Origin of the sequence: Enterovibrio paralichthyis (genome assembly GCF_019209835.1) — a bacterium.
Classification (GTDB): Bacteria; Pseudomonadota; Gammaproteobacteria; order Enterobacterales; family Vibrionaceae; genus Enterovibrio; species Enterovibrio paralichthyis.
Map to the genome: position 1 here is coordinate 36,660 of NZ_JAHUTS010000001.1, position 20,681 is coordinate 57,340.

Here is a 20,681-nt window from a genome sequence, read left to right on the forward strand (position 1 = left end):
TTTCTTTTTTAAACAGCGCGTTATGTTTCTATCTTCATATTGACTGAAAGCCATCAACAGGCGAATTGTCAGGGAGATGAAAAATGTGATCTTGGTTCAATAAATGATTTGGAGAATCGGGCAAGAAACAGAATTTTATTGTGTTGGCAGTAAATCTGAATACGATGCCGCTCCAACCACAAAGTCGGCAAACTGCTTGAAAGGGCAGGACGCAAAACTTCCGGTCTACGTGCGCATCACTAATAAGCGCATACGATAGCGGGGTCGCCATTCCAGAAAGCAGGAATGTACTTTGAGCCAGTTTGTCCGAGCGTGGTGGATAACGTGCCCGCAGCCATTTTGCTGTGAAGGCCGAAGAATAAAAATCAGCACTTGGAAAGCTCAAAATGCTCAAACTAAAAACGACTCTACTTCCGCTAACGGCGGCACTGTTCAGTGCCAGCGTTATGTCCCACGGTTACATCAGCGCTAAACAGGGCGGTGTGGCTGCAGGCCGCGCAGCACTGTGTAACGCAGCTTCTCCAACCGGCGAACAGAACACCAACTGTGGTCAGGTTCAGTGGGAACCACAAAGCGTAGAAGGCCCAGAAGGCTTCCCTGAGTTTGGCCCTGAAGACGGCAAACTGGCGAGCGCAGGCCTGATCCAATTCTCCCCGCTGGATGAACAAACCTCATCCCGCTGGGTTAAACAACCTATCAAAGCTGGAATCAACGAGTTCGAGTGGACATTCACAGCTCCACACGTTACCCGTAACTGGGAATACTACATCACCAAAGCAGACTGGAACCCGAACCAGCCACTGGCGCGTGATTCACTGGATCTGACGCCATTCTGTGTGGTGGAAGGCAACATGCAAAAGCCTCCACGCAACATGCTGCACACCTGTGACGTGCCGGCGCGTGAAGGCTATCACGTGATCCTGGCTGTGTGGGATGTGGGTGATACTGCAGCGGCGTTCTACAACGCCATCGACGTTCAGTTTGACGGCGACCTGCCAGTACAACCTGATTGGGCTCAAGCGGGTCAAATCTACCCGGGCATGAACCTGGCGCAGGGTGATGCGGTTTACACCCGTGTATTCGACGCAGAAGGTGAGCGCCCAGAGTTGTCCACCCGTGTGGAAATCGGCTCTGAGCAGGAAGGCGTAGCAAACACCTGGGCTTACAATCTGGCGAGCAAAATCAACCAGACTCAGGACAAAATCAAAGCAGGCCAACGTGGCAGCAACGGTGAATTTTCACCGGTATTCGGCGCGAACCCGGTTTACCTGAAATCAGGCAGTGGCCTGACCCGTGTTGAAGTGGGTTATGACATTGCATCTCCAGAGCCGGATTACTCGGTGTCTGTCGACGGTCTGGCAAAAGAGTACCTGATTGAAAACGGCGAAGTAGCACTGGATTACACAGTGACAGCGCAGGGCGACCTGACCGTTGAAGTGACCGTTTACAACCACGCGCAGGATGCACTGGCTTACGAGAAACTGGCGCTGGCAGACGGCACAAGCGCTGCTGTTTCTATGGTGCTGGAATCGGCGAAAGCAGGTCACCACATGCTGGTTTTCCGTGCAAAAGACGCTGAAGGCAATCTGGTTGATCAGCAAACTTTCGACTTCTTCCTGACAGAGAAGGGCGAGCAGTGTGGCACTGACCCGGATGCAGTCAACCACCCAATGTGGGACGAGTCTGCAACTTACACCGGCGGCGAGAAAGTGAGCTTCAATGGTCTGGTGTACGAAGCGAAATACTGGGTGCAGGGTGCGAAACCAGAAAGCAGCGATGCTTGGAAATTGATCAGCCAAATGCCGGTCGCTTGGGTTTCAGGTAAAGCATACAACGGCGGTGAGCAGGTGATTTTTGATGGCCACCTGTACGAAGCAAACTGGTGGGTAAATGCAAGCCCAGCCTCTGCGCCGGAAGCGTGGACAAACAAAGGTGCATTCGACTGCCAATAAGCAGACAAATAAACCACATTAAAAATAAGAAGCGCTAATTAAAAAGCTCGAAGCTAGGGTCTGTTGACCTTTGGTGGTTAAGTTTTGTTCTAGCCATAAGCGTTTTAGGCGCGGCGAGGTGTGTGCCGCCTAGTATTCTAAGCAAATACACCTCAACAAAGCATAAAACGCTTAGGGCAGAACCCTTCGGGCAGCGTTTGTGGGGACTTTCTCCTGCGTTATCGGCTTCTCATGTAGGTCAACTACACATCAAAGCCTCTGCCTTGTATAAAGCCCCCACAAACTGCTGCAAAAATCATCACCAAAGGTCAACAGACCCTGGGGGGATAGTTTCGAGCTTTTTTCTTACATAGCGTTTTACGCAAACTGATTAAACGTTTTCAGCCGGATACCAGATCACCATTCGATATCAATCGGTGTGCCGACTTTCACCAGCCTTAGAAATTCATCCATTTCCTGGTTGTCTATCGCAATACAACCGTCTGTCCAATCCTTTCCGCGTTTGATGCTGGGGTGGGGGCCTTCGCCGTTCTTCTGGCCGTGGATCATGATCTGTCCGCCGGGGTCTATCCCCAGCCTTGCTGCCCGTGCAATATCAAAGGCATTGGGATAGTTAATGCGGATTGAACGGTAGAATCCGGAACTTTCGTTGATGAAGTCGAGCGTATAGCGGCCTTCTGGCGTGCGTTTATCCCCTTCGCGTAATTTATGCCCTTTGGGGTTTGCACCCAGCGCGATGTCATACCGCTTAATCACCTTGGTACCGGCAATCAGGTACATTTTGCGTGCCGATTTATCCACTTTCACCAAATCGATGTCGTGACCAAAGGCCAGCGCCTGCCCGAAAAAGCCGGGCAGCAACAGACAAAATAGAGCGAGTAAACGGATCATAACGTCCCTGATTTTTGTTCCTGTACTGATAATTATTGGTCACTGGGCGTGACATATCCATGAAGGGGATGCAAGTGCTGTCTTTGTCGCCCAAGACCCTAATCCGGCGGAGTAAATCAGTTAACGTTGGAGAAGGGGTGTTTCATTCATTAGAAACCACAGTTTTAACAGTATGGCGTTCTCATAATGTGAGCTAGCTAGGGCGAAACCACCTCGATACAACGCTCCCAGGTAGTTTGGGTAACCTTTTCGTGACTGTCTGTGCTGGCATAAACCCAGTCCACCACTTCATAAGGTTTCGCCGCTTTTACCGGTGCATAGGTAATGTAAGCGTCCAACTTCGGAATACCCCGTGACTTGTCATCGTGTGCACCGCTCGCAATCAGGGACTTTTGAGCACACAGGTTGGCCACTTCAAGGCGTGAGGGCTGGACATTGGCGACTTTGATCGCGCACTGGTTGAAAAGCGCAACGGCGTAATCCCAACTGTTTTCGAAAGATGCCTGATACACATCTTCAATAAGGTTGATCCTGATCTTTGCCGATGCGCCACGGGCAAAGCCCGAAATCACCCGCTGTTTAGGGACGTCCCTTAACTTTTCATTTCCAACATAGTAGGCGTTGTCTGCAAGCTCAGCGCAGTAAGACATCTGGATAGCCTCTTTTTTGTTATAGAGAACCAGCGGATTAACTGTGTCAGGGTAGCTAGTACAGGCGGTTAGCGTGGTAACGAGCAGTGAACCTGCAAGTAGGTGTGAAGGAGCCATCTTACTTCCTTTTTCTGAGCTTTGGCGATCAATACAAGCGCAAGTATATCGCCTCGTCAGGGTGGGGATTTGTCAGCAAAATGAGAACCGGGGTGATTCGTAGGAGAGGTGATTAGATGTGATTGTGGAGCTTAACACAGTAATTTGGGCGATATTTAATCAAATACTATAAATACCTGCTAATAACGCATTGTCATGGGCATAATGTTTTAATTTTGTTGTCACGCATTTCTTTGTTTAATGAGTCCTGTGATAAGAAAATATACAATTTTGAGTGTTTGATGTGAAAGTCGTCATATTGGTTGTAATAATAAAAATCTCTTATTGGAGCGGATGTAAGTGCTCTCGTATACTCGGGTGAACAGTAGGGATTTAAGGGGGCGCCCCTGACTACTGAAAATAATAATTCGAATACCGAGTGTAGAGAGCAAACATGATAGATTTTTGGCCGTTGATCGGCATTGTGATAATCACAGTAGGGCTTGCGTTAAAACTGAATACCTTGTTAGTGATTTTAACGGCAGGCGTTGCCACCGGCCTTGTTGCTGACATTCCCCTGATGGATATTCTTTCCACTCTGGGTCAATCCTTTACCCAAAACCGTTACATGTCCCTTTTCATTCTCATTCTTCCGATGATTGGCATTCTTGAGCGCTTCGGTTTGCGCCAACGTGCTGAACAATTGATTGGCACGATGAAGAAAGCCTCGGTCAGCAAAATCCTGATGACTTATCTGCTGCTGCGTAAAGTGACGAACGGTATGGGACTGAGTATTGGTGGTCACCCGTCGATGATCCGTCCGCTGATCGCACCAATGGCGGAAGCGGCGGCAGAGAAGGAATCACCAAACCTGCCTGATGAAAAACGCCAGGCGATCCGTGCTCTTTCTGCAGCATCAGAAAACTTCGGTAACTTCTTCAGCCAACTTCTGTTCATCGGTACCGGCGGTATCTTACTTATCAAGGGTGTAATGGCCGATAACCAACTGGATGTAAAACTGGAAACCATGGCCTTGTGGGCACTGCCGACAGCCATTGCCTCGTTCATTGTGTTTGTCATCTTCAGCAAAATCGTGGAAGCCAGATTGCTGAAAGCCGGAAAGAGCGGCGCAAAAATCGTGACAACAGCTGAATTGAACAAAGAAGGGCAGTGATCATGCTTGAATATATTTACCAAACCACAGGCCTGTTGCTGCTGGCTTTCTCACTGCAGACCTTCCTGGATAAAGACAACCCGAAACGTATTGGCAGTGGGCTGTTCTGGCTGATTTACGGCATCACCTTTATTTTCGGTGCCATGATCCCGAACTGGGTAACCGGTCTGATGGTACTGGCGCTGACAGCGCTGGCAGCGGGCGGCTTTATGGGAACGGGCAATTACCGCACCACCAATGAAGAAGAACGCCAGAAATCGGCGTCTTTGCTGAAAAACAAACTCTTTATCCCAGCCGCAATCGTACCTGTGGGGACTGTGGCGATCAGCCAGTTCACCTCACTGGGTGCGCTGGTGGGTCTGGGTATCGCATCGGTTGTTTCTATTATTGTTGCGCTGGCAATCACCAAGAGTCAGCCTATGCACAGCCTTAACGAAGGTCGTCGCCTGATTGACTCCATCGGCTGGGCGGCGATCTTGTCCCAGTTCCTGGCGGCGTTGGGTTACCTGTTCAACCAGGCCGGTGTTGGCGATACCGTCGCGCAAATCGTAAAAATGATGATTCCGGAAAACATGCTGTTGGTGAACGTCATTGCGTACTGTGTGGGCATGATGATTTTCACCGTGGTGATGGGGAACGCATTTGCGGCATTTGCGGTAATCACTACGGGTATCGGTATTCCACTGTTGGTGTTGGAAAACGGCGGCAACGCGGCGATTATCGGTGTGGTGGGCATGTTGTCAGGCTACTGTGGTACCTTGATGACACCAATGGCAGCAAACTTCAATATTGTTCCAGCGGCGCTGCTGGAGCTGAAAAACAAACACCAGGTTATTCTGATGCAGGTGATCCCAGGGCTGATCATCTTGGCATTCAACATATTCGTTATGTATAGCTTTGCATTCTGAGGAAAGCGATGAAAAAAGTTCTGATTACAGGTTTTGAACCGTTTGGTGGCGCATCTATCAACCCAGCGTTGGAAGCGGTCAAGAAACTGGACGGCGTACAACTTGAAGGCGGCATGATTGTTACCTGTGAGGTACCGGTAACCCGCTATGAAGCGTTGGATGCCATTATGACAGCCATTGAAGTACACCAGCCAAGCTACGTGATCACAGTGGGTCAGGCGGCAGGCCGCACCGGTATTTCACCGGAGCGCGTTGCGATTAACGTGGATGATTTCCGCATTCCGGATAACGGTGGCAATCAACCGATTGACGAGCCAATCTACGAAGATGGCCCGGCAGCGTATTTCACCACGCTGCCAATTAAAGCTATCACCCGGAAACTGCAGGAAAACGGCGTACCGTGTCAGGTTTCAAATACCGCAGGTACTTTCGTATGTAACCACGTGTTCTACGGTATTCAGCACTACCTGCGCGATACCGATGTGGGTCATGGCTTTATCCATATCCCATTGCTTCCAGAGCAGGCAGCGGCGACTGACCAGCCTTCAATGTCTCTGGAGGTGATTGTGGAGGGTTTGCGTCTGGCAGCACAGGCAACACTGGAAAACAAAGACGATATTGCGGTGGGTGCAGGGCAGATTTGCTAACACGCTTTAAGTCTGAAGGGGTCGACATTGTCGGCCCTTTTTTTGTGCCCAGAGAAAGTGTTCAACAAGGAAGAAGCTCAGATACGAAAGCGTATTATGGTTCAGGGAAATTGCAGGTATAAAAAAGGCCACATGATGTGGCCTTTCGGGAGTTTTACTTATTCGCCGGTTTTCAGGCGGATGAAGTAGTTTTCGTACTTCTCGGTCAGGTCGCCAACTGCGTCCTGCCACTCACCACGGTCGATGTCTTCTTGTGGTGGGAACAGAGTCGGGTTGTCTTTGTATGCTGCGTTAGATTTCTCAACCGCAGTCAGGTAACCGGTGTCAGCACTGATCTTCGCTGCAATCTCAGGACGCAGCAGGAAGTCGATCATCTTGTGAGCCGCTTCAGTGTTCTTCGCGTTCTTAGGAATTGCCAGGCTGTCTACCCAGAAGATACCGCCTTCTTTTGGCCATACCAGCTCAATTGGCAGACCTTCACGTTGCGCTGCTGCCGCAGAACCGTTCCACAGCATGCCCAGACCAACTTCACCAGACATGTATGGCGCAGCTGGGTTGTCTGAGTTGAATACCAGTACGTTTGGCATCAGCTTTTTCAGTTCTTCGTAAGCTTCGTCGATCTGCTTAGGATCGGTGGAGTTACCTGAGTAGCCCAGTTTTCGCAGTGCGATGTGGAACACTTCACGGGTGTCGTCCATCAGCATGATTTGACCTTCAAGCTCTGGGTTCCACAGATCCGCCCAGCTGTCGAAATCGTCTGGGTTGTACATGTCAGTGTTAACAGCCAGGCCCGTCATCGCAATAACGTGTGGGATAGAGTAGTCGTTGTTCGGGTCAAATGGCTTGTCGAGGTAGTTTTTGTCCAACTCGGTAAAGTTGTTCAGCTTTGAATGGTCAACTTTCTGCAGCATACCTTCATCGCGCATTTTTGCTACGAAGTAGGTTGAAGGCACCACAAGATCATAACCGTCCGGATGGGTTTTCATTTTTGCATACAGGGTTTCGTTCGACTCGTAAGTCGAGTAAATCACCTTGATGCCGGTTTCGCGGGTGAACTGCTCAAGAAGTTCAGTCGAAATGTAAGGACCCCAGTTCGCGAAAATCAGTTGATCATCAGCAGCTTTTGCTGGTGTGGTAAAGATAGCTGCTGCACATGCAGCGCTGGCCAGAATTGCAGACCATTTTTTCATACAGTGGTATCCACCTCGAAAGGCCCCATTTGTTAGGGATATTTAAATGTACAGACAGGGGCAATTCCCCTGCGTTAACGTTTGAATTTCTTCAGAGAATGTCATCGGTAAACCGAGTTTGTGACCTGTCCCGAAAAAATCCGCGCGATATTACAGGCGAAACCCTGTTCAGGCAACAGCTACAAGTCAATCTATGAAAGATATCTGCGTCACAAAATGTATTGGGTGCTGACTATCAGGCTGCGTGATAGACAGGAAGGGATGAAAGTCGACGTAATGCGTGTGGGGAAATTACGTGTAACGACCAGGCAAATTTAGTGGTACTAAGCTGTTACATTTGCGCAGTGAATCTGTTACGAATGCCACCAATAACTGTGCCCAATGTTTTAGTGTGAAACATTCAATTATTAATACAGTAGGAGTGTGAAGACAGCTCCGGTTTTTACCAGACGTTATGTTGAGAATATACCCAATTGCAATTCATTAAAGGGTATTTCTATGTTGTATTTGGAGTTTTTGTTTCTGCTCTTGATGCTCTATATCGGTTCTCGATATGGCGGTATCGGATTAGGTGTGGTGTCCGGCATTGGCTTGGTGGTGGAAGTCTTTGTCTTCAAGATGCCGCCAACTTCACCGCCGGTAACGGTGATGCTGATCATTCTGGCGGTAGTGACCTGTGCGTCCATCCTTGAAGCCGCCGGCGGTCTGAAATACATGTTGCAGGTAGCCGAGCGTGTCCTGCGTAAGAATCCAAAACGCGTTACCCTGATTGCGCCTTTTGTTACCTATTTTATGACCTTCTTGCTGGGTACTGGTCACGCGGTGTATTCCATCATGCCCATCATCGGTGATGTGGCGTTGAAAAACGGCATTCGTCCAGAGCGCCCAATGGCGGCGTCATCTGTGGCATCCCAGATTGCGATCACCGCATCACCGCTTTCTGCCGCCGTTGTGTATTACCTTGCGCAGCTTTCCAATATCCAGGCCGATATCACCCTGCTTTCCATTCTGATGGTGACGGTACCTTCAACCCTGTTTGGTACCCTGTTGATGTCGCTGTACAGCATGAAGCGCGGTAAAGAGCTGGAAGACGATCCTGAATATCAGGCGCGCATGCAAGACCCTGAGTGGCGTGAGCGTATCCTCAACACCACTGCCACGTCGCTGAATGAAACCCTGCCAACGTCTGCACGCAATGCAGTGTTGATTTTCCTGTCATCGATTCTGGTGATTGTGCTGGTGGCCATGGTGCCTGAAATCCGTACCATCGGTGAAGGCACTAAGCCAATCAGCATGTCGGTCATTATCCAGATGATGATGCTCTGTTTCGGTGGTGTGATTTTGCTGGCAACCAAAACTGACCCGCGTGATGTACCAAACGGCGTGGTGTTCAAATCCGGTATGGTGGCAGCGATTGCTATCTTCGGTATCGCGTGGATGTCTGATACCTACTTTAAATATGCGATGCCTCAATTCAAGTCTGGCATTGTGGAGATGGTAACGAACTACCCATGGACCTTCGCACTGGCGCTGTTCATTGTGTCTGTCGTGGTGAACTCTCAGGCGGCGACGGCGCGTATGATGCTGCCGGTCGGTTTGGGGCTGGGTCTGGAACCGGCATTGCTGATCGGTATTATGCCGGCGGTGTATGGCTACTTCTTTATCCCGAACTATCCGTCTGACATCGCAACCGTGAACTTCGATACCTCGGGAACCACCAAAATCGGCAAGTGGTATTTCAACCATTCGTTTATGTCGGTCGGTATTATCGGCGTAGTCGGTGCCTGTTTGATTGGTTATGTGCTCGGCCAGATGTTTATCGGCTAACACAGCGACCAATAATAGAAATGCAAACGCCCTCAAATGAGGGCGTCAGACTGCTGACAAAGCCCTAGCCATTTGGCTGGGGCTTTGATCTAATAAGGGGTAAGCAAATCAATCACGGATTGGATGACATGCTTAAAGACCCCGGCCCTCAGCAATATGAACTCGAAATGGTGACACTCGAACAGTTGGTCCCTAAAAACCATCTCGTTCGTAAAATAGATGTCGCCATCGACTTTGAATTCATCCGCGACGAAGTCGCCCATCTTTACTGCCACAACAATGGCCGTCCAGCGATAGACCCCGTTCGCCTTTTCAAAATCCTGCTCCTTGGCTTTCTCTTCGGAGTGAAAAGTGAACGTCAGCTCGTCAAAGACATCGAGGTCAACGTCGCTTACCGTTGGTTCCTTCGGATGTCACTCACTGAAAAGGTGATTGATGCGTCTACTTTGAGCCAGAACCGCCGCCGTCGCTTCAACGATACCGATGTGTTCGAGCGCATCTTCATCCGCATCGTCGAGCAAGCGATAAACAAAGGCATGGTCGAGGGACGCGTCTTGTTTACCGACAGCACTCACCTGAAGGCCAACGCCAACAAGCGTAAGTACACCAACGAACTGGCCAAGCAAAACGCCAATGCTTATGCCGAGCTACTGGACGAAGCGATTGAAGCTGACCGTGCAGCGGAAGGGAAACGCCCGCTTAAGCCGAAAGAGACGCACATAGAGCGAAACACCAAAGTCAGCACCACCGACCCAGAAAGCGGGTTCATGACACGGGATCAAAAGCCACAGGGCTTCTTCTACCTTGACCACCGCACCGTCGATGGCAAACACGGCATCATCCTCGACACGCATGTCACGCCTGGCAATGTGAATGACGCCCAACCGTATATCGCCCGTCTGGATGTCACATTAGAACGCTTTAAGCTCTCGCCCATCGCCGCCGGACTTGATGCGGGTTACTTCACCGCGACTATCTGTCATGAACTGGAGCAACGCCAAATGCTGCCGGTGATGGGATACCGCCGGCCTCACCGCACCAAGAATGCCATCAAGAAAAAGCACTTTAGTTACGACAAAGAGACTGACCGCTATCTCTGCCCTATGGGACAGGAGCTGGTCTATAAAACCACCAACCGACAAGCTTATCGTGAATATCACTCAAACCCACAGACATGTAAAACTTGTCCGCTGCGCGATGATTGCACCAGAAGCAAAAACCACAAACGGGTGATAACCCGGCATCTGTTCGAGAAATCAGTTGAGAATGCCAATGCCCTGAGGCTGACAGCGTGGGGCAAGAAAGTGTACCGACGACGGGCAGAGACAGTGGAGCGAAGCTTCGCAGATGCCAAACAACATCATGGCCATCGCTATGCGAGGTTCCGCGGCCTGCTGAAAGTACAAATCCAATGCTGGTTGGCGGCAGCAGCGCAAAACATCAAGAAGATAGCCCTGCTGGAGGCTTATCTTCGCAAAATTGGGCTCAATACACGGCAAATAGCCCGGATAGTGACGCAATTTAGTCTCTATGGGCTAAAAGCGGCTTGAATCTATCAATATGGAAAAATAGCGCAATCGCGGCCTTCGGCCGCTAACAAAAGAAAACCCCGCTTGAAAAAGCGGGGTTAGTCAGCAATCTGACGCCCTCAAATGAGGGCGTTTTGCTGTTTAGCGGTTTTTTACAGGCTTTGGCTCAACCATTCATTGAATTGGGACTGAGGCAGTGCACCGTTGATTTGCTGCGCCATCTTGCCGTCTTTAAACACCATGATGGTTGGAATGCTGCGGATACGGTACTGACCTGCCAGCGCCTGCTGATCTTCAGTGTTTACTTTCACGAATATCGCGTCTTGACCTTTGGCATTGGCTGTCGCTTCGAAAACCGGCGCAAAGCTTTGACAAGGGCCACACCAAGGTGCCCAGAAATCAATGACGACAGGCTTGCCGGATGCAATCAATGCACTCAGGTTTTCCTCTGTACCTTCGACAGGTTTACCCGCCAGCAACGTTTCTTTGCAGTTGCCGCAAACAGGCTGCTCTTCAATGCGGTCAGCAGGAATACGGTTGAGTTTGTGGCAGTGAGGGCAACGCACAGTTAATGTACTCATTTCTAACACCTTTGTTCTTATTTGCTATGGGCTTAGCCTAGCCGTTTCCGACACGCCAAACCATTCTGTTTTTCCTATTGTTCTGATTGCTTATTTCTATCAACCTGCAGGTCGGATTGAAGCCTTTCTATGCATAGCTTAAAGAAGTCGTAGGCTTGTGGGGAAAAGTAACGCTCCTTCAGTCGCAGAATGCCTATTTGACGCTCTACATAGGGTGAAGATAAAGGCAACCAGCACAGATGTTTTTCATCTTCAGGAAAGGCAAGTTTTGGCAGTGTGGTAATGCCTATCCCAAGCTTTAAGACCGAGAAAAGGGAAGTAATATTCTCCACGCTGTAACGGGCATTGGCGGCAAGCACATTGGCTTGAGTTGGTTCCAGCAGGGTACAGGTGCCGTTTTTAACGAAGGGGTAGCCAACCAAATCCTCCCACCCAATGGCATTTTTGCTTTGCGCTAACGGATGGTCGATAAGACACACCACACCCATAGGGTCTGCGAGCAGGGGGGTGAAATCAATACGTTCATCCTGAATGTGGAGGCAGTTTCCCAACGCCAAATCCACTTCACCGGCAAGCAGGCGAGCCTCCACGCCAGCCGCGTTATCATCGATTAACGCCACATCCACATTGGGGTGGTTTTCCGTGTACCTGGCCAGAATATCCGGGATCAGTTTGGCAGCGACAGATGGCACGCTGGCAATCCTTACCTGACCCAGTTGCCCGGCAGCAGCAGAAAACAAATCCGAGTTCAATTCATCATAAAGCTTCAAAAACTGGTTGATTTTGGGCAGACAGAATTCGCCAAACGGGGTGAGCTTTGCTTTGTGCCCTGAATCAAAAAGTGACTGCCCCAGCATTTTCTCCAATTCCTTTACTGACGTAGACAGGGCGGCCTGGGATCGGTTGGCTTTGGCGGCGGCTGCGCGAAAGCCCCGTTGTTCGGCGACCAGCGAGAAATGCTTAAGCTGTTGCAGTTTGATATCCACCTTCCTTTCCTCCCTGAATCGTTCCTTTGATAAGAAAAATTGAACAATTGAAAAAAATTAACCGTTAGATTTATCAATGATTGTAAGGCAGACTTTGACGAAATGTTAAATAAATGAGTGTTCGGTATGTCGCAACAATCAAAAAACGTTGTAGAAAAGGAAGTTATCAAAACGGCGTTGTTTAGCTCGAAAGCCCCTCTGGAATGGGCAATTGGACACAACGGAACCCTGTATACCGCACAAATCCCGATTGACAGTGAAGGGCAATTGGTTGAAGGCGGCATTGAAGCCCAAACCCGCAAGACACTCGACAACCTGATGCACACGCTGGAATGCGCCGGTGTTTCAAGCCAAGCCGTATTGCAGGTACTGATCTATGTGACAGACCGCGAATACCTGCCAACGGTAAACCGGGTCTACAGCGAATATTTTGAAGCACCTTACCCCAACCGCGCTGCGATGGTCGTCGCGGGGCTGGCAAGGGAAGGCATGCTGGTTGAGCTGGTGGTTTACGCAGCGTTGCCGCAATAACGAAGAATTTCATTTTCAGAAAAGATCGATCAAGGAGTAAAGGATGAGCCTGAACAAAGAAAATGCCCTCTACATCGGCGGCGAATGGTGTACCGGAACCCACACCGTTGCCAATATCAATCCGTCCAACATTACCGAATCGCTGGGGGATTTTGCGCAGGCCAGCCAGGCTCAGGTTCAGCAAGCCATCGCCTGTGCCCGTCAGGCGCAGCCGGTGTGGGAAAAAACGCCCCTTGAGCAGAAACAGAAAGTGCTGCAAACCATTGGCGACGAATTGATCGCCCGCTGTGACGAATTAGGCCGCCTGCTTTCCAGTGAGGAAGGTAAACCGTTTGCAGAAGGCCGCGGTGAAATCTACCGTGCCGGCCAGTTCTTCCAATACTACGCCGCAGAAGTGCTGCGCCAGATGGGCGACATGGCGGAGTCCGTTCGTCCCGGCGTACAGGTGGAAGTGACCCGCGAAGCTGTGGGTGTGGTGGCGGTTATCTCGCCTTGGAATTTCCCGACGGCAACCGCCTCTTGGAAAATCGCACCTGCGCTGGCATTCGGCAACAGCGTGATCTGGAAACCGGCCAACCTGACACCGGCAAGCGCCGTTGGACTGGCAGACATTATCCACCGCTCAGGCCTGCCTGCCGGTGTGTTCAATCTAGTGCTGGGGTCGGGCTCCGATGTGGGTGATACCCTGATCCACAGCCGTGATATCGATGCGGTCAGCTTTACCGGCTCTGTCGATGTAGGCCGTAAAGTCGCGGCAGCGACAGCACCTAACTTCGTGCGTTGCCAGCTTGAAATGGGCAGCAAGAATGCCCTCGTTATCGCAGACGATGCCGACATCAATATTGCCGTGGAAGCCACCATTGCCGGTTCTTTCTCCGGTACCGGCCAGAAATGCACGGCCTCTTCCCGCCTGATTGTGCTCGACAGCGTGCACGATGCCTACGTTGAAGCTCTTACTGCCCGTATCAATAGCCTGAAAGTCGGCCATGCGCTGGAAGACGGTGTGTTTATGGGGCCGGTTGTTGATGAACGCCAGCTTTCTTCAGACCTGAAGTGGGTGGAAAGGGCGAAGGCGCTGGGCGGTGAACTGGTGACAGGCGGTGAGCGTTTGACCCTTGAACACGACGGCTACTACATGGCGCCGACACTGTTTATCAATACCCAGAATGATTGGGATATCAACCAGGAAGAACTGTTCGCACCAATGGCCTGTGTGCAGCGTGTTGGTTCGCTGGATGAAGCCATTGCCAAGGTCAACGAAACACGCTTTGGCCTGACTGCCGGGATTGTGACCTCCAGTCTTCGCAGCAGCGCGCTGTTCAAGCAGCAGGCGCAGACAGGCTGCGTGATGGTTAACCTGCCGACTGCCGGTACGGATTATCACGTTCCGTTTGGCGGGCGAAAAGAGTCCAGCTTTGGACCTCGCGAACAGGGCCAATATGCCCGAGATTTCTACACCATCGTAAAAACCGCATACCAGCGTGCTTACTAACACCGGTATTCAGACAGGGTAGGGAGATCCTATGTATCAGGACGAAATCATCATTGATGGATTGCAGTATTGCCGCTGGGACAGGGCGTACTTCGAGTCGCTCAAGCAAAGCGGTGTAACGGCGGTACACGTAACACTGGTGTACCACGAAAACGCCAGGGAAACGCTTTCCCGTTTTTCTGAGTGGAACCTGCATTTTGAGCGTAACAGCGACCTGATCATGCCGGTGATGTCTATGGATGATATCCGCACGGCGAAGCGGGAAGGCAAGGTGGGCATTTTCTTCGGTGCGCAGAACTGCTCGCCTATCGACGATGAAATTGGCCTGATTGAGGTGATGCGGAAGCAGGGTCTGATGATCATGCAGCTTACCTACAACAACCAAAGCCTTTTGGCGACGGGGTGCTACGAGCAGGAAGACAGTGGCGTCACCCGCTTTGGCAAGCAGGCTATCGCGGAAATGAACCGTGTTGGCATGGTGATTGACATGTCGCACAGCGCTGAGCGCTCTACGCTGGAGGCGATTGACCTTTCCTCCCGCCCAATCTGTATCAGCCATGCCAACCCGCAACGCGCCCATGCGGCATTGCGCAATAAGTCCGACGAAGTGATCCGTGCACTGTGCGGACGCGGCGGTCTGCTTGGCTTCAGTCTGTATCCTTTCCACCTGCCGGGCGGTAGCGAATGCCGTCTGGAAGATTTCTGCAAGATGGTGGCAGAGACCGCGGACATGGTGGGGGCTGAACACCTCGCCATTGGCAGCGATCTTTGCCAAAACCAGCCACAAAGTGTCCTTGAATGGATGCGAAATGGCCGGTGGTCAAAAAGCCTCGATTATGGAGAAGGCTCGGCCTCAAATGCCGGTTGGCCGGCGGCGTTGCCATGGTTCCCGGAAACCAGTGGCCTTAAGAATATTTATCAGGGATTGCGCGATATCGGGTTCAGTGAAAAAGAGACAGCCGGCGTGCTTGGCCAGAACTGGCTCTCTTTCCTGGAAGAGGGTTTAACCCCCGGAAAGTAATGGAACCCATCGCGGCGCGGGAAACTACCCGCCCACAAGGAGCATAGCTTTGGCCTTCGGGTCGGGCTAACCATAACGTGGAGACAGATGATGTCTGATTTACTCAATACAGAGAAGACAAGCACAGTCAGCAAGGAGCAGGGTGTCTGGGAAAAACTCGGGCTCGACAACCCCGTATTCTGGCTGAGTGGCGGTTTCCTTACCCTGTTTGTCCTGACAGCGCTCGTGGATAATGAGCTGCTATCCTCAATGGTCAACAGCGGTTTTAGCTGGAGCGTTTCAATCTTCGGCCCATACTGGCAACTCCTGTTGCTGGCGACATTCCTGATTGGCATGGCACTGGCGTTCAGTCCGGGTACGGCGAGAGTCCGTCTGGGGGGATTGGACAAGCCGGAAATGGACAGCTTTAAATGGCTGGCAATTATCCTTTGTACCCTGCTCGCCGGTGGGGGCGTATTCTGGGCTGCTGCTGAGCCGATTGCCCACTTCGTGAACCCGCCGCCGCTTTACGGTGTGCCGGAAGGCAATATTCAGCGTCAGGCATTCAATGCGTTGGCACAGTCCTTCATGCACTGGGGTTTTCTGGCCTGGGCGATCCTTGGCACCCTGACCACCATCGTACTGATGCACCTGCATTACGATAAGGGCCTGCCACTGAAACCGCGTACCTTGCTGTATCCGGTGTTCGGTGACCGCGCGTTGAAAGGCATGTTTGGCGCAGCGATTGATGCATGCTGCATCATTGCCGTGGCGGCGGGTACCATCGGGCCTATCGGATTTCTCGGATTGCAGGTCAGTTACGCACTGAATGCACTGTTTGCACTGCCGGATGGCTTCTCTACACAGTTCATTATCATCCTTTTTGCGATTGCCATTTATACCGTGTCGGCGCTTAGCGGGGTAAACCGCGGCATCCAGATATTGAGCCGCTACAACGTGATCCTGGCTGTCGCACTGATGGCGTACATCCTGCTGGTGGGCCCCACTGACTTCATCATTAACGGTTACCTGCAGGGCGTCGGCACCATGGTGGACAACTTTATCCCGATGGCTACCTTCCGCGGTGACATGGGCTGGCTGAGCTGGTGGACAGTATTTTTCTGGGGCTGGTTCCTGGGGTATAGCCCAATGATGGCAATTTTTATCGCGCGCATTTCACGCGGCAGAACCATTCGCCAACTCATTGTCACCATCAGCATTGTGGCACCGTTGATCACCTGTTTCTGGTTCACCATTGTTGGCGGTTCCGGTCTGGCGTTTGAAATGGCAGAGCCGGGCTCGGTCAGCAAAGCATTTGAAGGCTTTAACCTTCCGGCGTCCCTGCTGGCAATAACTCAGCAACTGCCATTCCCCATGCTGATGTCCATCCTGTTCCTTATCCTGACAACGATATTTATCGTCACCACAGGGGATTCGATGACCTACACCATCAGCGTGGTGATCAGTGGCGACCTGAACCCGAATGGCCTGATGCGCGTATTCTGGGGCGTCATGATGGGAGCCACGGCAATCATTCTGATTTCGCTTGGCGCAGGCGGTATCTCTGCACTGCAGTCGTTTATCGTCATCACGGCAGTGCCGGTGTCGCTTATCTTGCTGCCGTCCTTGTGGAACGGGCCGAAAATCGCCATGCAAATGGCAAAAGATCAGGGATTTGATTAGTCACTGACAATCATCGCTAACAACAAAGATGGGACAGCGTGTTCCTTGCTGTCCCCGGATAATCAACATATCACTGCGTATGTAGGTGAGACGTCATGAATGCAAGTACTGCTATGGAAAGTGTAACCATGCTGCGTGATCCCGCTGTTGTCATGGATCCTTATCGTCTGGGTGCCATGCACCAGACCCGGCTCAGTTTTGTCCGTACCATGCTCAGGAAAATGGAAACGGAGAAATGGCAGACTGAATGTGTGCAGTGGCAGATTGCACCGGATGGGTTTGGCACGGCTGTTTACGAGTTGCGCACACCGAATGGGATATATCAATTGGTGGTGTTTTCCACGGCGATTGCCGATGAAGAGCGCAATGACCGGGTGATTGCGGAAAAGTGGGACGTGACCATGGCACTGGTGAAAGGCCGTGCCAGCGAGGAAGACCTCGAAAGGTTGCGCCAGAATGTGCCGCTTCAGGAAGCTGGGCGCAACACCACCCAGGTGCTGGTGCTCTCCCGCGCAAACAAAAGTGTGCGTGTATTTGAGCATGTGATTGAGTCACTGGCATCCGGAAATCAGCCGGATAGCCAGGAAATTGCCAATGTGGGGTATATCCTCAGAACCACGGCGGTGTACGGCAATGGCAAATTCGGCATTGCGGACTTTGAAACCTTGGAAGAAAACCCTGACTTCAAACTTTCCTTCAGCGCCCAGATGTGCGCGGTGTACATCCTGCGTGAGTTCAGTCTGGATTGGGTACACTTTCTGGCCAAACAAAAAGGCGGCGACAAGGCGGTCACCTTAACCCCGGCGTTGCAACGTTACATTGGTGTAGGCAACGCGACTGGCTTGGGTATGGCGCCGTATCTTATCCGCCACCCCCGCGTGGTGGATAACTGGCTGACACAACGTGAATCCGCGCTGGCTGTTGTTTCCCAGCAACCGCTCTGTACCCAAAGCACTGCCCGTGTCATCACCCTGCTGAATAAGGCGCAGACACACCTGACCGAAGTGGTGACCATTAATGATCGCCAGCGTGAACTGAATACCCAGAGTGCGGCAGAACTGCCGGAACTGGCAGAGTGGATTCACGTGCTGGCATCGGACAACGCACGCTGGGGCGAAGTGATCGCCGGTGCGGAAAACTATTCGCTGGAAACCCAGGAAGTCTTGGTGTCCTGCGTATTGGAAGCATTTCCTGAACGGGTTGACCCTTATGGCGAGCTGATGAACTGTGATGAAAGCCTGTCGCTGACGCCGGGCATTGCGGTTTCAACCATGCTGTCGCTCTTGGAATCACGTTACCGCTGGGCACTGGATATCGACTTTGCTGACCCCGATAACCGCTACTGGTTCTGGTACCGCTCTCAGGATAAAGAAGAACCACGCATGGCGGTTCGCGGAGAGGAACCCGGTGAAGAGAAAGAGCTGGCGCTGGATATCGGCCGCCAGGTTTCCCGTCTTTACGATGCCCTAAAGCGGGTGGAGCCAGGATCGTCGCTGGCGGAGTTTTTGCTGGAACACACCGGCCTTCGCCCGATTGCACGGCGGGTCTGGACCATGGGCAATCTGCCGATGGGGGATATCCAGATCAACGTATTGTCCCAGCACGTCCTACCGATGCACCTTTTACGCTGCAAGCTTTCCATGTTCGGCGCAACCAAGTTTGATCCGCGTTCAGACCGTTGGGTGCGGGTGACCCTGTTTCAGGGCGCACCGACCGTGAAAGAACTGGCTTGCGGCGCAGATTGCGATTCGTGGCTGTTCCCTGTGCTGACTGCCGACCTGAATGATGGAGGTTCACGATGATCCGTGTTTCACACAATGAGTTGGTGGTGTTGTGCGCGAAAGCTTTCGACAGCCTGAAGAATGAGTATGGCGAGTCTGACACCATTGCAGAGACGGTGGTGGATTTGCAAATGGCCGGACTCGGCGGTCTTTCGCTGTTTGTCGAGGCCTTGGAGTCATTGGATAGCGAGATAAAAAGCCGTCCACCTGTGTATGACATCAGTGGTGCCAACATTGTTGTAAACCTGCACGGCGCGAGCTTGTTTTGCTATCTGCCTGCGCTGGTGGATGTGGCGGTGGAAAGGCTGGCCCAGACCCCGGGCGTCTCGCTCACCGTTCATGCTTGCCGTAACCGTTGGCTGGCGTTCGGAGAGCTGCTCAAGCTGGCAGGAAAGGGGTTGTCAGTGCGTGTCCGATGGCACCGCAATGATTCGCCGGACGATGTGGAATGCGTGCTGAATGCGGGTGTCCGCTACCCGGATATCTATTTTGATAAAGCGCTGGGGCTGGATGAAAACAGCATGCAAATTGAGTTAAGCCTGACGCCATTTGAGCCATCCAACCCCTATGCGGAGCCCGCGATAAGCGGATACCAACAGCAATTGGCCGCGAAAACCGCGTGGAAGCAGGGCATTGACATCAAGCGTACAGATTGGGACGCGCTGAAACAGTATGCGTCCCGCTTGCTGGTTGAAGACAGTGAAGCGTCAATGCGTGGAGCGGGTGAGTAGGGAAGGGTTCAGGTTTCAATTAACGGACAACCCTTTGGCAACACCAGCTTTATCGCGTTTGGAATGGCTTCAAAGCGGATTTTTTTCGCGCTGATCGGTTCACCGTCGAGGTTGATTGGCATGACGTCATCCGATTGCCACTCAATCCACGGTGTGCGGATACGGCGGACATATTCACCGTCGCTTCCCACATCGTTGATTTCTGCAATCACCTGCGTCACCGCTTCAAGCGGAAAGCGGCGCAATACGATGGTATCCAAAAGGCCATCATTAAGCATGGCGTTAGGGCCAAGTATCTGTCCGCCACCCGCTTGCCTGCCGTTGCATACTGCACCTACGATCACTTCTTGATCCGACTCATGGTCAGGCATCAGCGTCTTGCCTTGGTAGGGTTCGAAGCTTAATGCCTGTACGATGCCTGCCAGGGTGTATGCACCGCCGCCCAGGAAATTTTTCAGGGCAACAGGGGTTTCAGCCGTCACTTTCGCACCAAACCCACCACTGGCAACGTTAATAAAATGGCGGTCATTGGCACTGACACAATCAACGGCGGTTACCGACCCCGTTTGTGCCAGATGCAGGGCTTGCTCCAGCGTCAACGGGATTTGGCACGCTGTTGCAAAATCATTGGCTGTGCCCAGTGGCAACACGGCCATTTCAGGGCGCTGTTCCGGCTCATAGCCCATCAATGCAGCGGCACATTCATTGACCGTTCCATCGCCTCCTGCGGCAACAATACGCTTACATCCATCGTGAATCGCTTCTTTCACCAATCTTTCAATGTCGCCCCCTTCCCAGGTGACGCGCACTTCAATGTCACCTGATTGTCTGGCGTTAAAAATGGCGTGACGAACCGGTTCAAGCCCGGCTTTTTTGCCATTGAGTAAAACGCGAATTGTCATGACTCATCCCCTGCGCGTTAGCGTCTTTGTTTTATAGAGTATGCGGGTTTTGACGGGGAGGGGCTGTTTCATTGTTCTGAATACAGCGATTGATGACGGCCAGATAGAAAAAAGCCCCGGTTTGAAACCA

The 20,681-nt window shown here is 51.8% G+C and carries 18 protein-coding genes and 1 riboswitch; of the genes, 12 read left to right on the top strand and 6 right to left on the bottom strand.

What is annotated here, in order from left to right; translation table 11 throughout:
• Positions 1–176: 176 nt before the first annotated feature.
• Positions 177–272: riboswitch (cyclic di-GMP riboswitch) on the top strand.
• Positions 273–386: 114 nt separating this feature from the next.
• Positions 387–1,952, top strand: a complete 1,566-nt coding sequence (gene gbpA / locus KU854_RS00165; RefSeq protein WP_218356487.1) for an N-acetylglucosamine-binding protein GbpA — start codon at positions 387–389, stop codon at positions 1,950–1,952.
• Positions 1,953–2,348: 396 nt separating this feature from the next.
• Here gbpA and KU854_RS00170 read toward each other — a convergent pair whose 3' ends face one another.
• Positions 2,349–2,843: a L,D-transpeptidase family protein gene (locus KU854_RS00170; protein WP_054779654.1), complete on the bottom strand. Its 495-nt coding sequence runs from the start codon at positions 2,841–2,843 to the stop codon at positions 2,349–2,351.
• A 197-nt stretch (positions 2,844–3,040) separates the two neighbouring features.
• A complete protein-coding gene (locus KU854_RS00175) occupies positions 3,041–3,610 on the bottom strand; it encodes a hypothetical protein (protein WP_054779655.1) in 570 nt (189 codons plus the stop codon).
• Positions 3,611–4,043: 433 nt separating this feature from the next.
• Between KU854_RS00175 and KU854_RS00180 the strand changes: the two genes are divergently transcribed.
• Genes KU854_RS00180 through pcp form a run of 3 tightly spaced genes read left to right on the top strand, consistent with a single transcriptional unit; the run spans position 4,044 to position 6,318 of the window.
• Complete coding sequence (locus KU854_RS00180) at positions 4,044–4,763, top strand: DUF969 domain-containing protein (protein ID WP_218356488.1); 720 nt, start codon at positions 4,044–4,046, stop codon at positions 4,761–4,763.
• A gap of 2 nt (positions 4,764–4,765) precedes the next feature.
• The gene (locus KU854_RS00185) at positions 4,766–5,671 is read left to right on the top strand and encodes a DUF979 domain-containing protein (protein WP_218356489.1); all 906 of its coding nucleotides are present in this window, start codon (positions 4,766–4,768) and stop codon (positions 5,669–5,671) included.
• An 8-nt stretch (positions 5,672–5,679) separates the two neighbouring features.
• A complete protein-coding gene (pcp, locus tag KU854_RS00190; RefSeq protein WP_218356490.1) occupies positions 5,680–6,318 on the top strand; it encodes a pyroglutamyl-peptidase I in 639 nt (212 codons plus the stop codon).
• Between the two features lie 158 nt (positions 6,319–6,476).
• Here pcp and KU854_RS00195 read toward each other — a convergent pair whose 3' ends face one another.
• Positions 6,477–7,508 (bottom strand): extracellular solute-binding protein, encoded by a 1,032-nt coding sequence (locus KU854_RS00195; RefSeq protein ID WP_218356491.1) that lies wholly within the window; start codon positions 7,506–7,508, stop codon positions 6,477–6,479.
• Positions 7,509–8,006: 498 nt separating this feature from the next.
• On the opposite strand from KU854_RS00195, the gene KU854_RS00200 reads away from it, so the two are divergent.
• Positions 8,007–9,335, top strand: a complete 1,329-nt coding sequence (locus KU854_RS00200; protein ID WP_054779657.1) for an anaerobic C4-dicarboxylate transporter — start codon at positions 8,007–8,009, stop codon at positions 9,333–9,335.
• A 128-nt stretch (positions 9,336–9,463) separates the two neighbouring features.
• Positions 9,464–10,885: an IS1182 family transposase gene (locus KU854_RS00205; protein ID WP_218356492.1), complete on the top strand. Its 1,422-nt coding sequence runs from the start codon at positions 9,464–9,466 to the stop codon at positions 10,883–10,885.
• A 131-nt stretch (positions 10,886–11,016) separates the two neighbouring features.
• On the opposite strand, the gene trxC is transcribed toward KU854_RS00205, so the two are convergent.
• Both trxC and KU854_RS00215 read right to left on the bottom strand, forming a co-directional pair.
• Positions 11,017–11,445, bottom strand: coding sequence for a thioredoxin TrxC (gene trxC, locus KU854_RS00210; RefSeq protein WP_218356493.1), 429 nt, complete (start codon positions 11,443–11,445; stop codon positions 11,017–11,019).
• A 74-nt stretch (positions 11,446–11,519) separates the two neighbouring features.
• On the bottom strand, positions 11,520–12,431 hold the full coding sequence (locus KU854_RS00215) for a LysR family transcriptional regulator (RefSeq protein ID WP_218356494.1): 912 nt from the start codon (positions 12,429–12,431) through the stop codon (positions 11,520–11,522).
• 126 nt (positions 12,432–12,557) lie between these two features.
• Here KU854_RS00215 and KU854_RS00220 point away from each other — a divergent pair, with 126 nt between their 5' ends.
• The 6 genes from KU854_RS00220 (at position 12,558) to KU854_RS00245 (ending at position 19,649) form a co-directional block, all read left to right on the top strand.
• On the top strand, positions 12,558–12,962 hold the full coding sequence (locus KU854_RS00220; protein WP_054779706.1) for a RidA family protein: 405 nt from the start codon (positions 12,558–12,560) through the stop codon (positions 12,960–12,962).
• A gap of 43 nt (positions 12,963–13,005) precedes the next feature.
• Positions 13,006–14,454 (top strand): aldehyde dehydrogenase family protein, encoded by a 1,449-nt coding sequence (locus KU854_RS00225; protein ID WP_218356495.1) that lies wholly within the window; start codon positions 13,006–13,008, stop codon positions 14,452–14,454.
• A gap of 31 nt (positions 14,455–14,485) precedes the next feature.
• A complete protein-coding gene (locus KU854_RS00230; protein ID WP_218356496.1) occupies positions 14,486–15,475 on the top strand; it encodes a membrane dipeptidase in 990 nt (329 codons plus the stop codon).
• A gap of 90 nt (positions 15,476–15,565) precedes the next feature.
• Positions 15,566–17,137 (top strand): BCCT family transporter, encoded by a 1,572-nt coding sequence (locus KU854_RS00235; protein ID WP_218356497.1) that lies wholly within the window; start codon positions 15,566–15,568, stop codon positions 17,135–17,137.
• Between the two features lie 95 nt (positions 17,138–17,232).
• Complete coding sequence (locus tag KU854_RS00240; protein WP_218356498.1) at positions 17,233–18,939, top strand: hypothetical protein; 1,707 nt, start codon at positions 17,233–17,235, stop codon at positions 18,937–18,939.
• Positions 18,936–19,649 (top strand): DUF3726 domain-containing protein, encoded by a 714-nt coding sequence (locus tag KU854_RS00245; protein WP_218356499.1) that lies wholly within the window; start codon positions 18,936–18,938, stop codon positions 19,647–19,649. Before KU854_RS00240 ends, KU854_RS00245 begins: the two co-directional genes overlap by 4 nt.
• Positions 19,650–19,657: 8 nt before the next feature.
• Here the strand turns inward: KU854_RS00245 and yegS are convergent, their stop codons facing one another.
• Positions 19,658–20,551, bottom strand: a complete 894-nt coding sequence (gene yegS, locus KU854_RS00250) for a lipid kinase YegS (RefSeq protein ID WP_218356500.1) — start codon at positions 20,549–20,551, stop codon at positions 19,658–19,660.
• Between the last annotated feature and the right edge of the window lie 130 nt (positions 20,552–20,681).

Coding starts and splice junctions, on each gene's coding strand:
- gbpA (WP_218356487.1), top strand. CDS start 387: ATGCTCAAACTAAAAACGACTCTACTTCCGCTAACGGCGGCACTGTTC.
- KU854_RS00170 (WP_054779654.1), bottom strand. CDS start 2,843: ATGATCCGTTTACTCGCTCTATTTTGTCTGTTGCTGCCCGGCTTTTTC.
- KU854_RS00175 (WP_054779655.1), bottom strand. CDS start 3,610: ATGGCTCCTTCACACCTACTTGCAGGTTCACTGCTCGTTACCACGCTA.
- KU854_RS00180 (WP_218356488.1), top strand. CDS start 4,044: ATGATAGATTTTTGGCCGTTGATCGGCATTGTGATAATCACAGTAGGG.
- KU854_RS00185 (WP_218356489.1), top strand. CDS start 4,766: ATGCTTGAATATATTTACCAAACCACAGGCCTGTTGCTGCTGGCTTTC.
- pcp (WP_218356490.1), top strand. CDS start 5,680: ATGAAAAAAGTTCTGATTACAGGTTTTGAACCGTTTGGTGGCGCATCT.
- KU854_RS00195 (WP_218356491.1), bottom strand. CDS start 7,508: ATGAAAAAATGGTCTGCAATTCTGGCCAGCGCTGCATGTGCAGCAGCT.
- KU854_RS00200 (WP_054779657.1), top strand. CDS start 8,007: ATGTTGTATTTGGAGTTTTTGTTTCTGCTCTTGATGCTCTATATCGGT.
- KU854_RS00205 (WP_218356492.1), top strand. CDS start 9,464: ATGCTTAAAGACCCCGGCCCTCAGCAATATGAACTCGAAATGGTGACA.
- trxC (WP_218356493.1), bottom strand. CDS start 11,445: ATGAGTACATTAACTGTGCGTTGCCCTCACTGCCACAAACTCAACCGT.
- KU854_RS00220 (WP_054779706.1), top strand. CDS start 12,558: ATGTCGCAACAATCAAAAAACGTTGTAGAAAAGGAAGTTATCAAAACG.
- KU854_RS00225 (WP_218356495.1), top strand. CDS start 13,006: ATGAGCCTGAACAAAGAAAATGCCCTCTACATCGGCGGCGAATGGTGT.
- KU854_RS00230 (WP_218356496.1), top strand. CDS start 14,486: ATGTATCAGGACGAAATCATCATTGATGGATTGCAGTATTGCCGCTGG.
- KU854_RS00235 (WP_218356497.1), top strand. CDS start 15,566: ATGTCTGATTTACTCAATACAGAGAAGACAAGCACAGTCAGCAAGGAG.
- KU854_RS00240 (WP_218356498.1), top strand. CDS start 17,233: ATGAATGCAAGTACTGCTATGGAAAGTGTAACCATGCTGCGTGATCCC.
- KU854_RS00245 (WP_218356499.1), top strand. CDS start 18,936: ATGATCCGTGTTTCACACAATGAGTTGGTGGTGTTGTGCGCGAAAGCT.
- yegS (WP_218356500.1), bottom strand. CDS start 20,551: ATGACAATTCGCGTTTTACTCAATGGCAAAAAAGCCGGGCTTGAACCG.